Genomic DNA, 16709 nt, shown 5'->3' on the forward strand with positions numbered 1-16709 from the left:
TGGCACTCCCCTTAGGGATAAGGGTTTAATCAGATTAAGCCCTTTACTAATTTTTTCTATCAACTAGACGTTAAAATCAGACGTAATCCCGTAACATTTTCTTTAGTTCAATATTATGAATTTCTTCTTGTCCAATCATCCCGCGAGCGAACTCTTCAATATAGATACTCCCATTCTCTACAACTTCTAACAATTCCTTGTACAAATTTAAGGCTTTCTTCTCATGATTAAGGCTTTCCGTTAAAATTGCGTGTAAGTTATGTTCATTAGTTTCCTCCATAGGAGCAATTGATAAACTAGGATGTCCCTCTAATCCAGTTAAAATCTCTCCAACTTGTTGAGCGTGAAGAAGAGATTCAGTGGCCTGTTGTTGAAAAAACTGCACTATGGGAATACGATGAGGTCCTGTGACCATTAAACTATAGTGAGTGTAGCGAACGACCCCGGCTAGTTCATACTCCATAATTGAGTTTAGGAGTTTAGTAGTTTTTTCGCAATCAAGTTCTCGCATTTTAGTACCTAAGACAAAGGAGAGTTCTATGCCAATAGAAACACTTTTGATAGTAGTCTGTCAAGATAAATTGAAGTAGTTGTCAGGAGACGATCATTAATTTAAAAATTAGCTTTTATTTCTTGGATATTCGTTTAACTTTAAACTAGATTAATTATAATCACTTGGGTTAAAAATATTTTTAAGTTACTTTATTTACGGAAACTTCGTGCTTATCTCTATTTATTATAAGTTTAGTCAGTCAGTTAATCGCAAGTAAACTGTTTACTTTTTATAAAAAAGATAAGAAAAATTACTAGTAAGAGAAGCTTTTAATTAATATAAATATTAGTTAAATAAAAAAAATATTCAACGTAAATTCTATTTTAGATTTTAAATATTTATAGCTATTAATAATAATTACTGAAAAAATAAGTGTTATATAAAAATAATTTATTTTTTAAATCTCTTCTTATGATTTTACTAATTAATTTGGCTAACATAACAATTGGTTTTAAAATTTTAAAAATTTACCTTGTGTTTAAACTATTATTCACTTTTGTTTAATCTATTTATTTTTTTAAAATCTAACTATTAATGACAAGTTACCAAAAATTATAATAAAACTCATATGTATATTTTTACTCGACTCTGCTGTAGTATTAACGGAATATTTTATTAAGTCTATTAATCTAAATCTGTCACATCAAAAAATGTTATTTTTACTGTCAATAAAGTACATTTTCAACAAACAACTAATTTTTATGTTTTTTTGTAGAAATTTTTTAAACTTTACTTGAATTAAATTAAAAGTCTACCTGCTTCGACTTTATAAATCTATGATTAAATCAGTAAACAATATGATTAAATGATAGATTTTTTGATTAAATTTACTAATATTTTTAAGGATATATTTATGGTAATTTTTTTTAAAAAAATTAAATCATTAAGATAATACTATTTACTTATGTCTAACTACTTATAAATTTTAAATTTTCAATTAAAAGCTAAATCATACTATATTGTTTTTTCTATTGATTTTAACAATAAATTACTTCGAGAATAAAAAATAATAATTACGCTTTTATATAAACCACTAAAAAGAGAAAAAATATAGTTCCAATGATTTTATCAATAAAGCTATTGCAATTATGAGCTTGTTTACGACGATTTAAATATCATAAATTTATATTTAAAAAAGCAAACTAGATTAGTTCCGACGATTAAGATAAAAAAATATTTAAAATGCCATGTTTCATTTATAATGAATTGAAACCATTTAAATTAATCTGAAAATATGATGAAACTGAACTTCATTGAGAACAAGTAATTTTTTTATAAAAAATTAGTGTTTATATTGTTAAATTGCAATTTAAGTATTTGGTTATTAACCTTATGACAATTCATCCTCAAAACATCATTGATCTAGCCCTAAAATATGATGTGTCAGAAGTAGAGGTTTATCAGTTAAGTTCCTTATCTCATCCAGTTTTTTTTGAAGCTAACCGTCTTAAACAACTGCAAAGTAAACAGTCCGAAGGAACTGCACTACGTTTATGGAAACAAGGACGCCCAGGATTAGCAGTGGCCTACGGTTCTATTGATTCTCAGGAATTAGTAGAAAAAGCAATTGCTCTGTCTCAATTAAATCCTCCTCAAACTATTGAGTTGAGTGAACCCCGTATCGCTATTTATCCTAATATTGGATCTTCCATCCCGGTTGAAACCCTAATTTCAATGGGAAAAATCGCGATTAATCAACTTCGGGATACTTACCCTGATGCTATTTGTAACGGTGAATTCAGTTGTGAACAACATAAGACTTTATTAATAAATTCTCAAGGACTCCATTGTCAATATCAAGAAACATCTATCAGCTATTATTTAGGATTGGAATGGGTAAGGGGAGAAAATTTTCTAGGCATTTATGACGGTGAATTAACCAGAAATCAACTGAATCCAGATAAAGTCATTAAATGGATTTTACAAAGGTTAAAATGGGCCAACAAAAATGTAAGTTCCCCCACAGGAAAAATTCCCATTATGTTTACTCCTGATGCAGTTACTATATTGTGGGAAACAGTTGCTGATGCAATCAATGGAAAGCGAGTCCTAGAAAATTCTTCTCCTTGGAATAAAAAATTAGGCGAAGTGGTTATGTCCCCAAAAATTACCTTATTTCAAGATCCAAAGCGCGATCCTTATACCTTCCCCTTTGATGATGAAGGAACTCCTACTCAATTTTTATCCTTAATTGCCCAAGGACAGTTAAAACAATTTTATAGCGACCATACTATTGCTAGAGAGTTGGGTCAAAATAGTACAGGAAATGGCTTTCGACCAGGGTTAGGGCATTATCCAACTCCTAGTTTAGGGAATATGATCATTGAGTCAGGAACTCAGTCTTTTGAAGAATTAATTAGTCAGTTAGATAATGCCTTAATTGTGGATCAAATGTTGGGAGGTGGGGCAGATATCTCGGGAGAATTTTCTATTAATGTTGACCTAGGATATCGGGTTGAAAAGGGAGAAATTACGGGTCGAGTTAAGGATACTATGGTAGCTGGAAATATTTATACTGCCCTAAAACAGGTGATAGGATTAGGGAATGATTCTCGATGGAGTGGTTTTTGTTATACTCCATCATTATTAGTAGAGGGGTTGTCAGTTATCGGTGGATAAATTTATATTTAAAATTATGCTAAATCTAGCATGTAACATCATTAATGCTATTGAAAGCCTTATTTTTGAATTAATTGTATCTCTAAAAGTTTGCGTTTTATCAATAAATTAACCAAGTAATAATTTCTTTAGGTTTGGCTTATTCTTACTATTGCAAAATTTATTAGAGTCATATTTTTATATTTTAAATATCTAATAAATATGGCTCTACATAAATAACTCATAGAAAAGTATATTATTACAAATCAAATAAAATAGTAATTAGCTATAGTAACTTTTTTAAAGTTAGATTTTGTAAATAATATAGAAATTATTAATTATATCGTAGTCAGGTTGTTTGATTTTTTTAAATAAAAATATGACTTGTAAAAAATTTTTACAAGTCATATTTTTTACTTTAAATGGGTTCTAGTATAGTCTAATAGTTAGCCAAATATATTCTTAATATAAAGAATAAAACGTATATGTATATGTGATACTAGACGATCTAGACTCTGATGAATATAATTGAAAACGCGAATATATGAGCAACTATTTCAATGTATAAAATTCTCTGTCTATAATCTTTGAACTAAATCTTTGAGTATTATTTATCTCCTTTATTTATATTATTAATTATCTTATTAAAGAATTTTTTAATAATCTTTATTTTAAATCTTTCAGGATATGTTATTTTTAAACTTTAAAAACTGAACTCTTCTGTATATGTCTTTAAAATTGATAACGTATCATTTAACAACATTCTCTATTAAAATAAATATTTTTTTGACTAAGCAAATTATCTTATAGTTAATTCATTATTTTGATAACATTTGCAGGTTTTCGAGCCATAATAGATATTAAGTTGTTGTTAAGTCTATTTTTTTTTATCAATTAAACGATAAGATCTGATGATGGATAATAATGAGTTCTTCTAAATTTCAAATCTTATTCATTAGCTTAAATTTAGTATTTGATGTCATAGGTATAAATTAAGTCTGGTTATTGAGTTTATCATAATTTGATTCAGACAGAAAACATGCGATAATACTGTCTATATAATAATAGTGACTTTTGATAAGCCTATGATCAATAATCCAACCTGGTATTTATTTGTTAAATTTTTTCATAACAATTTTGATATAACTATGAAAATCTCATGCTCAATTATCATTAAAAAGTAAAATTTATAGTTCTTGGCTTGTGCTGTATCCTTTAAAAAAATTCTTAAGTTTAAATCTTTGATTTTAATTGCTCGATAGAAGGCTCCAAATATAATTGATAAATCTGTTTAGTTCATTAAAAATCTTATACGCATACCTGTATTTTTGATACTCAAATGTCAAAAATTATATTCTGTCTTTCCAACTGGATTATTAATCTGCTAAATATTTCTATATGTTTCTAATCTTTACCAAATTGCTGTATAAATTTTGCCATAAAAATTTTAATAATTTAAACTAATAATCATTGATTTTCAATATTTATTGAATTCATCTAAATACTCCTAAACACTTTTATTATATCAATAAATTTCTAAAATATATTCTCTTGATTGAGTATTAGTCATAGTACTGAAATTAATTTTATTTATTATCATATTTCCTTATTTAGTATATTTTTGGATACCAGATATTCATCATATTCAAGCAAAACCTAAAATATATAGATTTTGAGTCTACTGACTAATACAAACTAAATAAACTGCTTGAAACATTATAAATGTTAACTGACAGATAATACGATGTTAACTTTCTAATTATCTCCTGATAGGTATCTTAGCTATTTTTTACTTAATTATTTTTTCAAACGTTTTGAAAACTAATAAAAGTACACTGTTTTCAGTATTTACCTTAAATCAGGAAAAACATCTAAAATAGCTGGATGTACTACACGACTTTCTTTAACATTTAAGCCTTTCCCTAAAGCAACATCTTCCTCCAATACATCTAAACTATGATCAGCTAATTTCATCACATATGGCAAGGTACTATGGTTGAGGGCTTGAGTAGCTGTCCAAGGAACTGCCCCTGGCATATTAGGAACTCCAAAATGAATGACTCCTTCTTCAAGGTAGGTCGGGTTAGTATGGGATGTAGTTCGTGAAGTTTCAATACAACCTCCCTGATCCACCGCTACATCAATAATGACTGAACCTGGATTCATTTTGCCTACTAATCCTCGTGAAACTAAAATGGGAGCGCGTTTTCCTAAAAGTAACACTGCTCCGATTAATAAATCTGCTTTGGGAATAGTCGACTCAATGTTATATGTATTGCTGTGAAGTAATTCAACCCTCGATCCGAAAAGAGTTTCTAAGTAAAATAATCGGTCAACATTAATATCCAGAATCTGTACTTGTGCACCCATTCCTACAGCAATTTTAGCTGCTTCAGTTCCGACGATACCACCCCCTAGAATAGTAACACGACCTGAACGCACTCCAGGAATTCCGCCTAACAGAACTCCTCGTCCCCCTTGTTTTTTCTCTAGGTATCTTGCCCCAAATTGTACCGCTAACCTCCCAGCAATAACACTCATAGGGGTTAATAGGGGAAGTTTTCCATTAGGTAATTCTACAGTTTCATAAGCGATAGCGGTAATTCCTGAGTTTATCAATGCTTCAGTTAGATAACGATTAGCCGCTAGGTGAAGATAAGTAAATAATAACTGGGGTTTGTCTAAATAAGGATATTCGTCAAGTAGAGGTTCTTTAACCTTGACCACTAATTCTCTGTCCCAAGCATTGATTGCGGTAGGAACGATATTTGCTCCTGCTTTTTGATAGTCAATATCGGAAAATCCTGCACCAATTCCTGCATTAGTTTCGACAAAGACAAGATGACCACGATCATGCAATATCCTAACACTGCTAGGACTCAACCCGACACGAAATTCTTGGTCTTTAATTTCCTTAGGAACGCCTATCTCCATTTGTGTCCTTATTTTAATGAATGTTCTTTATCATAACGTAACGAGAATTAAAGCTGATGGGGTCATTCATGGAAGTAATCATTACTGAGGCTAAGTTCTCTGGTGTCATCAGATCGCACTCGATAGCCTTGACAAAAGCTATCGAGTACACATAAAAATTGAAACATCTAAGCTGATTTTAGGATACTTTAAATATTCTGTCTTATCGTCAGAAAATTTAACATATTTTATAGCTTATTCTGGTATGTTTTTAGTATTTGCTAAAAATCTATTGATAATTTTTTAGTCTTCGATTATTGAATCATAGATATTACGCTATTACTTTTACAAATTCTTTCATATATTGTTATGCTTTTTGATCAGGTGTTTTAGTTATGGTTAAAAAAATCATGTATTTTTTTCTATATTTACCTTTCAATAAATAATAAAATTAATAATACAAATTAAGAAAAAATTATTTTTTCATAAATTATATAAAATTTGTGTTGTAACTAAAGCCGTTATTTTTTTTATTCAAGTTGTTCTTTCTATGAAACTCAATTTACAAAAAATAGCAACTTTATTAGTAATATTTACGATAACTATTCCCCGTCATATCCTAGCTCAGGATCTACCGGCTGAAACTTATCAGCCTGGCTACTGGCAGCCTGTGGATAGATTTGATGTTAAACGTTCGGTGGAAGTTTTATTAATTAACAAAACAGAAATACCATTGGAATATGATATAACTGATCTAAAATCAACTAATCCGCAAGCTCTTAAGGCTGGAGAAAGGGGAACTTTAAAAAATTTTGGTAACTCCGTTTATATTGTTGTTTATCCAACCATTTCTATAGATTATGACAATCTCTTAACCCTTAGATTTAATGTAAAAGTAGAGAAAGATAATACAATTATCGTCACTATTAAAAATGCCCCAATCAGTACAAAAACTCCAAATTTTTTAGGACATCGAGCCATTAACTTACAAGAAAATGGGGGAATTTATTTATATTAAACTTTATTGATTCTAGATATTTTAGACTGACAATACTAAATTAATAGCTGACAAATTCTAACCCCTTATTCTGAACGGTATTCTGTAACTACATAAACTTAGTTTTTGTAAAACTTAAATTTATGTAGTATTAGAAATATTGCAAAGTAAAATTTTCGGATTATTTTACTATAATCTTATGACAGATAGTCCAGAAAGACGTCAATTATCTAGATTTCTAAGTCTTGTAAAAACCAGGAGAAATAACACTTAATAAAATTAAACTAGACGAAAAATCACGATTTAAGTTTTTAGCATTTTATGGATACTTAACTCGCTATGATGATTAATCTCATCATGGACCATTGTTAATATTTAAACTAATTCATAATTAAGAAAATTAGGTATAGAAATCGGTTCCGATCAATAATTTATACTTTCCAGATCCATAATGGGTATAGTTTTTTATTTAAATAAGTATTATTTCATTAGATTTGAAAATAAGTATGATACAAATTATTTATCCACTAATAGTATAAAATAAGGGTAAAATCACAACCATAATTACAATAATTATTCTGTATTTAAATCGTTGATTATTAGTATATTATAATATATATTACAAGTAATTATTACAGTGAAGATATAGATTTTTTAAGTAATTATTTATTTTGAATTTCAATTTTAATAGTGCTATTGAAACTAAGACTAAGTTTTACTGCGACTATAAAATTACGGACTATAAGCACTTTTATTAAGAGATATGATAATTTTCTAATAATTTTTCTTGTTACACTACTTTGAAAGAAATTGAGGTTGATTTTTACTCCAATAGATAATTATAAATATTTTCTGTTCTTAGCTAAATCTTAGGATAGACAAAAAAGGTTCTTTTGGGTTTAAGTAAGATAAATTATCTAATCCAACAGCTTCTAACGTTTCTAAATCTAGACTATGGAGAAAACTTTCTTTCTATTTAAAGGACTAATAACTTAGCTTGAAAAGCTAAAATCTCAATTTAGATTAGATTTTCAATTTTTTAAAAAAGTTTAAAAAATTGCTCTGAAATAATCAGACCACAATTAGGGTATAAAAATTGCTGAACTGGAATTTTTTGTTGATATATTTTAGTTTAAGTCTAATAAAATAGATCGTTGTTACACTTTGATAGTTAGCGTTAATTGCTGAAATAGTACTATTTTAGTAGACTATTATCCAACCATTTTTACTCCTTATTGTAGTCTTACTGGTACATGACAATAGAGTATTTCTTTGAGTCTAATGGTGGAGTTTTTGTCTAATGGAATAGGCAAAAATAGCAGAAAGTATTTTTATACTAATTGAGTGCTTATTGGGTATTTTGGTGATTGATTTTAACTAAAATAGTAATAATTTAATAATTTAAATTATTAAATTAATATCGTTAATATTATTATTTAAATAATATTAACGATATTTTTAGCTTCTATTTATTTTCTGTAAAAAATTTAATATTTTAGGCTTCAATTTTAAAAAAATATTAATAATTTAAATAAAGTTACAGTTACAAGTTGTATGATAATACTCACCCAATACCTGAGATATAAAAAGTAAAAATAATAGCTAAATTGATAGCAACGATAGTATAAACTTGAATTTTGACTTCAGAACGGTAAAAAAAAATATACTATAATTTTCGATTTTTTTATATTTTTAGCCATTTTAATACAGACTAACTTATTATACAAGTTTAATTTTACCTATAAAAAATTACTTTCAAATAATTACTTTACCAGTATACCTTTCTTGGCTTTAAAGTAAAGAATTTAGTTCTATTAGAGAAATAAAGTGGTAATTTAAAAATACAAATAATTAACTTTAATTATTTATTTATCTTTAAAAATTATGTATTTACCTCAATTTTTTAAAAATTGATTTTGATTTATAAATTTATCTCTAATTTTAAAAAATTAGTTAAGCAGTTTTGAATTATACAATACCAACATAACTAAGGTTTATCGTCTTTATTTCCAGTCCTAGTATTGACGATATAACTATTATCAATATTATTTGATAAATAAAATAAAAGTATTTAAATAGTATGTATACTATAGAAAAATGAGTATTTTTTTATGTTATACATACTACTGATAAAGTTAACTTAAGCCTGTTAAGATTTGTATATTGTCTTAATTTTAAATTATTACCTTATTCCAGCTATAACCAGCTATTTTATCTAAATTTTGTCAATTTAAATACTCTCTAAGTAAGATGGTTAATGCTATAGCTAGATTTGTACACAATCACTTTAGTTTACTAATAGAAATAACAAGGGCTAGTAATTCCTACTATAATGGATTTTTATTGGTTGTATCATCTGTTATTTTTAACAGTCCAAAGTTGGTTTTATGAATTCATTAAAAACCTAGAAAAAAATACATAATTAAAGAATAAATAACCCGTTATTTCAAAGTTTTATTAGTAAATTTTACTGAACTGTATAACCATTTTATAACTTAAGAACAAGTAACTGATAAATACTCAACTATACTCTTAGTTATGGTTTGTCTTGCCAGAGATCTAAAATATCTGCCACTAATATTTCCTTAAGCCAAACTTTACTAACTACTGCTAGAGGCAAAGCAAGAAAAAATCCTAAGATACCAAAAATAATTGTAAAAAATAGTTGAGATAATAGAATAAATGCTGGGAGCAAAGATGTTTTTTTACGTATAACTAAGGAGTCTAAAAAATGAATTTGTATTTGGTGTATTGAAATATACAAAATAATAACAATAATCGATTTCCAGGGACTTTCTAAAAGAGCAATAGCCACAGGAGGAACAACACTTAATACGAATCCTATATTAGGGATAAAAGCAAGACTTCCGGCCAACATAGCTTGAGATAATGCTAAGGGAATTCCTAATATTAATAATCCCAGAAAACTTAATAAGGCGATTACTAAAATATCAAATAGAACACAAATCAACCATCCTTGTAATGCTTCATCGCATTGACATAAAATATTGTCAATTTTCTTTCTATAAAATGATGGAAACAACCGAATAAATCCCTGACGGTAAGGTTTAGGATTAGTCAATAACATCAGGGTTAGTGCTAACAATAAAAGTAAACTTAGGGGAATAGCAAGAGTATTGTAAAATACAGATAAGCCTTGTCCAGCAATTTGATTAACTAAAGGTCGCAATTGTTGAGTTAATTCTTGTGTATTAGGAAAATCAATAATCCATTCTGGATCAAGTTTAGAAATAAATTTTCTGAGGCTTATAATTAATTGTTCAATACCTTGAGAAACTAATTTAATTAACTCTGGAAATTGATTAGTAAAAGGAGGAACAATCACCCAAAAAAAACCAGCTATAGTAGCTAGTAATATCCCAGTAGAAAGGAACACTCCATAGCTTCTTCTGATGCCTTTGTCTTGAAACCATTTAACTAAATGGTTCAATCCATTAGCAATCACAACAGCTGCTAAAAACAACGACAACAGTTGGCGTATTTGCCATAAAATATGAAGACTAACAGCTATAACTATAAATCCAAGCCATTGAGAAAAATTCATCTGATTGAATCCTTATAAGGATCGATTGAAAGTTAATTTCTTAGTCTCAATACTAGAGCATAAATCATCAACAGAGGAAGAATGACAATTACCATAATTGCACTGAATAAAGTGGAGGTAATCGCCACGTGTTCTTCTCTATATTTAATGACAATCAAAAGAACAATACAAAGTTCCAAAACTTTTACTATAAAGCTAATTTGATGATCAATGATGTCCATATTTTTGTCTACATTAGTTAAATTTTACTAAAATCCAATCTCTATTATTTTTTTCTTTAATAGTCTCTTGTCTCAAATCAAAGGATACTAATAATTTTTACTGAAATATATAAGTATAAGTTTAATGACTAATCATCAATATAGTCAAGATCTAAATGAGCAGCATTCTTAAAATATTCGATACTTAAAAGTAAAGATAAAGATAGAATATTTTGTTATCCCTGGAGAAAATTTCATTAATTATAAACATTGCTAACAGCTGTAACCCGACAATAGGTATAAGTTGATAAAATTCTCCATAAAAAAATAAAGCAATAGTTACAAACACGTAAAATAAACTAAACATTATTAGTTAAGTATAACAAAGTAACGCAGATAGAATGTAAGAATAAAATTGATCTCAATAATGAGTAATTAACTAAACTACCACTGGAGGTATTAGATCACTTAGGAGTAAGATTAAAATTCGATACTTATATTTATTAGCTGGATTTAATTAGCGTTTATAATGGAGGGTGTAAATGTAAGTTTACTATTGATGAGTATAAAGCTTAATACTTTTCATAATCACTAATAAAAATATCTATTTTGAGTTGTCCCAATCTCGTTTTTTATGGGAGATAATATAAAGATTTACAAAAGTGACTCTTCAATAAATTGGAAATTGTAGATTAGAGGTTTAGAAATTTAATCTAACCCCTACAATGAGATACTGGATGCTATGACAAGGTTAGTTTCAATTATTGATAACTGTTGTTTAGAATGGAGAATAGGGGAGTCGAACCCCTGACCTCTGCGGTGCGATCGCAGCACTCTACCAACTGAGCTAATTCCCCATAAGGTTTTATAACCTATAATCATAACATTGAATGCTCGTATTTGTTATATTCTGTAATTTTCTGCTAACAATTCTTGATTTTTATGTTGCTTTCCGTCTCTGGAAAATTTACTGTTTCCTTGCTAAGGTGACTCAAATCTCAACAAGGATTGAACAACATACCAACTATATTTTTAAGCAGGTCTCTGTGGTGATTATGGGCAGACAATTACAAACTTATCAAGCCAGAGAACTATATCAAGAACTAATTTGTAAAATTAAAAAAATACAACAAAATATACAGTTGATCAGTATCGTATTTTCCTTTTGTAAACGTTATTTTTGAATAGTAATGGAAGAAATACTACTATTCATATAGTTTAGTTATTTAGTTAAATCTTGAACCGGTAAATTGATTTATAATTTATCCATTAAGCAGTTTTGATAGATTGACTTAGACTCTCCATAGTACGATGTCAACATTCCTAATTTTTTTTAGAAAAAAAAGTAATTATTGAATTTTAATATTATTAAATAATATAAAACAAATTGATTATAGCTAATAAATTAGTTAAAGGTTTTAAATCCAATAAAAAAGTTAAGCTAATTAATCCAAAAATCTGAATTTTTTTTTAAAAAACCCTAAAAATAAAAAAAAAGCAACCATAATCGTTAATATATTTTCTAAATAAAAAAATTAAAAAATAGATTAATAGATGCTGTTTTTAAAACAAAATAAATAAAATATACCTAAACAATAATTATATTGTTTAGGTATATTTTATTTTGTAAATCTTAATTTCAGGGGATGTAATTGCCGTAATTATTGTATAATTTACTGATGTTAGTTGGTTATTTGTTACTTACCACCTTATCTTAGTCTACTAAAGATTAGTGTAAATTAGATTAACACAATGATTTTTATTCCAATTAAATTACTTAGTTTTTTGTCGTTATATAAATTCCATAGATCCACGATCTAACAACTTAATTCTACCCAATCAATTATTTTATAAGAAAAATTTAGTTTATTTATATTTATCTTCGACAAAAATGAGGAAGAAGTATAAGTAGAATCCAAACTATGGATAGTTATTGTCTTTACTTATTTTATATACGGTTTAAATCAATAATTTAAGTTTTATTAATTAATAAAACTTAAATTATTGATTTAACAGCAAACATCGCTAAAGTTAAATTTTATAAATTTTTTCTTCTATACTATCGATACTATTTATGTAAATTATGATTTTTTGAGTCTTTACTTTTATAAAAATTATTTTTTAGTATTTAAATCAGGTTCCCATATTATGTAAATAAAAATTATTTATATAAGTTATATTTACTGATATTTACCAATCTATTATTGTATGTTTATTCAATAATTTAAAGCTCGACTTTTTAGCTCGGAAAATATAGTAAAATATAGAAATTTTAAATAATCATCATTCAATAGTTTGTTTTTGTTATTATAATAACTAGCCCTATTTTTTACTTTTATCTCTAAAATTAAAAACCTAGTAGTAACATAATGTAATGTTACTACTTATTTTGATATTTAATCTTTAAGCTAAAAAATATTTAATAATTATTGTTGAATAGCTGTTTATTTGACATACCTATAATTTTATATACTGGATCAATATTCATGACAAATATTAAAAATACTAATTCAATTAGATTGATTATAATTAATTTTATCTTCATTGTTTATAAATTTAAATAGATATAGCAACGAATTAATTTACTTTTAAAACCTTGTCTTAATTACTATTATTGTTACTAACAAGTAATTTAAATTAACTTATGCAAAATGGCAGGTATAAAAGCTATCAATATATATTTTTTTACTATTAAAATTTATACTATTTTATTTTTCTTATTAATAAGGCAGACAATAATTGCCCGCCTTTTAATGTTAATTGACAACCACAAAATTAACCAATTTGTGGGGAACAACAATAATTTTTTTTATTTTTTTTCCGTCTAAATAGTGTTGTGCAATTTTTGAATGATAAGCCAAATTTTTTAACTCATCTTTGGTTGCAGTTGCTGGTACTTGAATAGTTCCCCTTGTTTTACCCATGACTTGAATAACGAGGGTAATTTCATCTACAATTAAAGCATCAGAATCAAGTTTTGGCCAACTTGCTAAATGAATAGAGTTTTCATGACCTAAATTATGCCATAATTCCTCAGCAATATGGGGAGCAAACGGTGCAAGTAAAAGCAATAAGGTTTCTATTCCTTCTTGATATACTTCAGAATCTAAACATTTGCTTTCATTAAGTGAATTACTTAACTTCATTAGTTCTGACACAGCAGTATTAAATTGATAGTCTCCTTTTAAGTCTTCGGATATTTCTTTAATTGCCGTATGGATTGTCCGTCGTAAGTCCTTTTCAACTTTATTTAGTTTATTAGTTTTTTTGAGTGCTTTAGATCGATTATTTACATAGTTAGCAACTAACCGCCAAACTCGATTTAAAAACCGAAATTGTCCTTCAACATCTGCATCATTCCATTCTAAATCTTTTTCTGGGGGCGCTTTAAATAGAATAAACATTCGCGCTGTATCTATTCCATATTTTTCGATCACTTTTTCTGGATTAACCCCATTATATTTAGACTTTGACATTTTTTCATAAAATACTTCTAATTTATCTCCTGTACTAGGGTCTTTAGGATATTCAGGGTTTACTTGATCTGAGGGAATATATTTACCTGTTTTAGGATTTTTATAAGTTATTGCTTGTACCATTCCTTGAGTTAAAAGACGGTTAAAAGGTTCATCTACATTAATTAACCCTCTATCTCGCAAAACTTTAGTAAAGAAACGAGAATATAAGAGATGTAAAATAGCATGTTCAATACCTCCTACATATTGATCAATAGCCATCCAATCATTAGCTTTCTTTAGGTTAAAAACTTCCTCTTTATTGTTTACATCGGTGTAGCGCAAATAGTACCAAGAAGAGTCAATAAAAGTGTCCATGGTATCGGTTTCCCGCTTTGCCGCTTCTCCACAATTGGGACAAGCAACATTGATCCAACTTTCTAAATTGGCCAGAGTAGATGTACCTCGTCCTGTAAATTTGATATTTTCTGGCAATTTTACTGGTAGATCTTCATCAGGAACCGCAACTACACCGCAACTGGGACAATGAATAACAGGAATAGGACATCCCCAATAACGCTGACGAGAAATCAACCAATCCCGCAAACGATACTGTACTTGGGCTTTGCCATAGCCTTCTTCTTCTGCATATTTAATAATTGCTGTTTTAGCTTCTATAGACTTCATTTTATTGAATTTACCCGAATTAACTACAATTCCAGGTTCTGTATATGCTTCTATTAAGATAGGGTTAGTATCCTTTGAGTTTTCGGGAATAATAACAACTTTAATAGGTAACTTCTTCTGGGTTGCAAACTCAAAGTCACGGATGTCATGTGCAGGAACTCCAATTACCGCACCTGTACCATATTCATAGAGTACATAATCTGCAATTAAAATGGGTATTTCCTGACTATTAAAAGGGTTTATAGCAATTCCTCCGGTTAAAACCCCACGTTTTAGTTTGTACTTTGTAGTTCGTTCTATTTCACTTTCGTTAGCGACTATCTTCGTGAATAAGTCTACTGCTATTTTCTGTTCTTTTGTGGTAACTTTAGGAGTTAAAGGATGTTCTGGGGCTAAAACCAAGTAGGTTACACCATAGACAGTATCAGGACGAGTTGTAAAGACAGCTATCTTCTCTTGACTTCCTTTAACAGGAAATTCTAAATATGCCCCCACAGACTTGCCAATCCAGTTTTCTTGCATCAATTTAACGCGCTCAGGCCATCCAGAGAGTTTGTCGAGATCGTTTAATAATTGTTCCGCATAATTAGTAATTTTAAAGAACCACTGACGCAATTGTCTTCGTTCTACTTTAGCACCTGACCGCCAGGAACAACCTTCAATATCTACCTGTTCATTCGCTAACACGGTTTGATCGATGGGGTCCCAATTAACCGTCGCCTCCTTCTGATAAGCTAACCCCACTTGATAAAATTGCAAAAACAGCCATTGTGTCCATTTATAATACTCAGAAGAACAAGTGACTAGCTCCATATTCCAGTCGATAGATAGTCCCAAAGTTTGCAATTGTTGCTTCATTTGGGCAATGTTTTTGTATGTCCATTCTGCAGGGGAAATACCGTGATCAATGGCTGCATTTTCAGCTGGAAGTCCAAATGCATCCCACCCCATCGGGTGTAAGACACGATATCCTTGCAATCGCTTGAGACGGGCAATAACATCAGTTATAACATAGTTGCGAACATGACCCATGTGTAGGTTTCCCGAAGGGTAAGGAAACATAGATAATGCATAAAATTTGGGTTTATTGCTATTTTCTGGGGTTTTGTTTAAATCCCTTTCAACCCAGTATTGTTGCCATTTTTGTTCGATTGTTGTAGCCTTATATTGAGACTCCACGAATGTTCCTCCACCGTTAACATTTTCCCATAATCAATTATCCATGATTGTCGGAGGAAGTTCAGAAATTTTTATCCGTTGTTGTCGGGATAGGATAAGCAAGTAAGAATTCCTGTTATTCCAGATGTTTGTTCATCTATTTGATCGCAATGTCAATAAAAATCTAATTGTATTTCTTAATAGTTAAGACATTGAACAGGTTAATCATCCTAACAGTTTATATAATCTATTCTGTCTATTTGCGATTCCGTTCTGTCTTCATACTATTTTTGTTTAAATAAAACAAAATCATTGATTAATGCTTTAATGGTGCGAACACTATGCTCAATTATTTTTTGAAATCATTATCAGACATAAGTTAATTTCCAATGTAATACATTCTTATTTTATTTATTTGGAGGAATTTACAAGGTGGGAAAGTGATACCATAATTATTTTTCATTATGTTACTCTAAAATTTAAAGGTTAAGATAATGAAATTAGTAAAATTGGATAACTAAGTGTATTAAACTTTAAAGATAAAAAATGATTATTTGTGGCTTAGTTTAGTTTTTATGTATCT

Annotated in this window: 7 protein-coding genes and 1 tRNA gene; 2 read left to right on the forward strand and 6 right to left on the reverse strand. The window is 28.5% G+C overall.

What is annotated here, in order from left to right; translation table 11 throughout:
* Window positions 1–76: 76 nt before the first annotated feature.
* The gene (locus tag ETSB_RS01595; RefSeq protein ID WP_044105901.1) at window positions 77–511 is read right to left on the reverse strand and encodes a ferritin-like domain-containing protein; all 435 of its coding nucleotides are present in this window, start codon (window positions 509–511) and stop codon (window positions 77–79) included.
* A 1374-nt stretch (window positions 512–1885) separates the two neighbouring features.
* On the opposite strand from ETSB_RS01595, the gene ETSB_RS01600 reads away from it, so the two are divergent.
* Window positions 1886–3172 carry a TldD/PmbA family protein gene (locus ETSB_RS01600; protein ID WP_044105902.1) on the forward strand — a complete coding sequence of 429 codons (1287 nt, stop codon included), beginning with the start codon at window positions 1886–1888 and terminating at the stop codon, window positions 3170–3172.
* A gap of 1827 nt (window positions 3173–4999) precedes the next feature.
* Here ETSB_RS01600 and ald read toward each other — a convergent pair.
* The gene (ald, locus tag ETSB_RS01605) at window positions 5000–6085 is read right to left on the reverse strand and encodes an alanine dehydrogenase (RefSeq protein ID WP_044105903.1); all 1086 of its coding nucleotides are present in this window, start codon (window positions 6083–6085) and stop codon (window positions 5000–5002) included.
* A 529-nt stretch (window positions 6086–6614) separates the two neighbouring features.
* Between ald and ETSB_RS01610 the strand changes: the two genes are divergently transcribed.
* Window positions 6615–7082 (forward strand): hypothetical protein, encoded by a 468-nt coding sequence (locus tag ETSB_RS01610; RefSeq protein WP_044105904.1) that lies wholly within the window; start codon window positions 6615–6617, stop codon window positions 7080–7082.
* 2515 nt (window positions 7083–9597) lie between these two features.
* Here the strand turns inward: ETSB_RS01610 and ETSB_RS01615 are convergent.
* From ETSB_RS01615 to leuS, 4 genes are all read right to left on the reverse strand, one after another.
* Window positions 9598–10626 carry an AI-2E family transporter gene (locus ETSB_RS01615; RefSeq protein ID WP_044105906.1) on the reverse strand — a complete coding sequence of 343 codons (1029 nt, stop codon included), beginning with the start codon at window positions 10624–10626 and terminating at the stop codon, window positions 9598–9600.
* Between the two features lie 32 nt (window positions 10627–10658).
* Window positions 10659–10847, reverse strand: coding sequence for a hypothetical protein (locus ETSB_RS09535; protein WP_145972223.1), 189 nt, complete (start codon window positions 10845–10847; stop codon window positions 10659–10661).
* Window positions 10848–11610: 763 nt separating this feature from the next.
* Window positions 11611–11683, reverse strand: a tRNA-Ala gene (locus ETSB_RS01620).
* Window positions 11684–13582: 1899 nt separating this feature from the next.
* The gene (gene leuS, locus ETSB_RS01630; protein WP_044105908.1) at window positions 13583–16147 is read right to left on the reverse strand and encodes a leucine--tRNA ligase; all 2565 of its coding nucleotides are present in this window, start codon (window positions 16145–16147) and stop codon (window positions 13583–13585) included.
* Between the last annotated feature and the right edge of the window lie 562 nt (window positions 16148–16709).

Source organism: cyanobacterium endosymbiont of Epithemia turgida isolate EtSB Lake Yunoko, assembly GCF_000829235.1.
Lineage (GTDB): Bacteria > Cyanobacteriota > Cyanobacteriia > Cyanobacteriales > Microcystaceae > Rippkaea.

Bases quoted from the DNA above. Each gene is read 5' to 3' on its own strand.
- ETSB_RS01595 (WP_044105901.1), bottom strand. From the start codon at position 511: ATGCGAGAACTTGATTGCGAAAAAACTACTAAACTCCTAAACTCAATT.
- ETSB_RS01600 (WP_044105902.1), top strand. From the start codon at position 1,886: ATGACAATTCATCCTCAAAACATCATTGATCTAGCCCTAAAATATGAT.
- ald (WP_044105903.1), bottom strand. From the start codon at position 6,085: ATGGAGATAGGCGTTCCTAAGGAAATTAAAGACCAAGAATTTCGTGTC.
- ETSB_RS01610 (WP_044105904.1), top strand. From the start codon at position 6,615: ATGAAACTCAATTTACAAAAAATAGCAACTTTATTAGTAATATTTACG.
- ETSB_RS01615 (WP_044105906.1), bottom strand. From the start codon at position 10,626: ATGAATTTTTCTCAATGGCTTGGATTTATAGTTATAGCTGTTAGTCTT.
- ETSB_RS09535 (WP_145972223.1), bottom strand. From the start codon at position 10,847: ATGGACATCATTGATCATCAAATTAGCTTTATAGTAAAAGTTTTGGAA.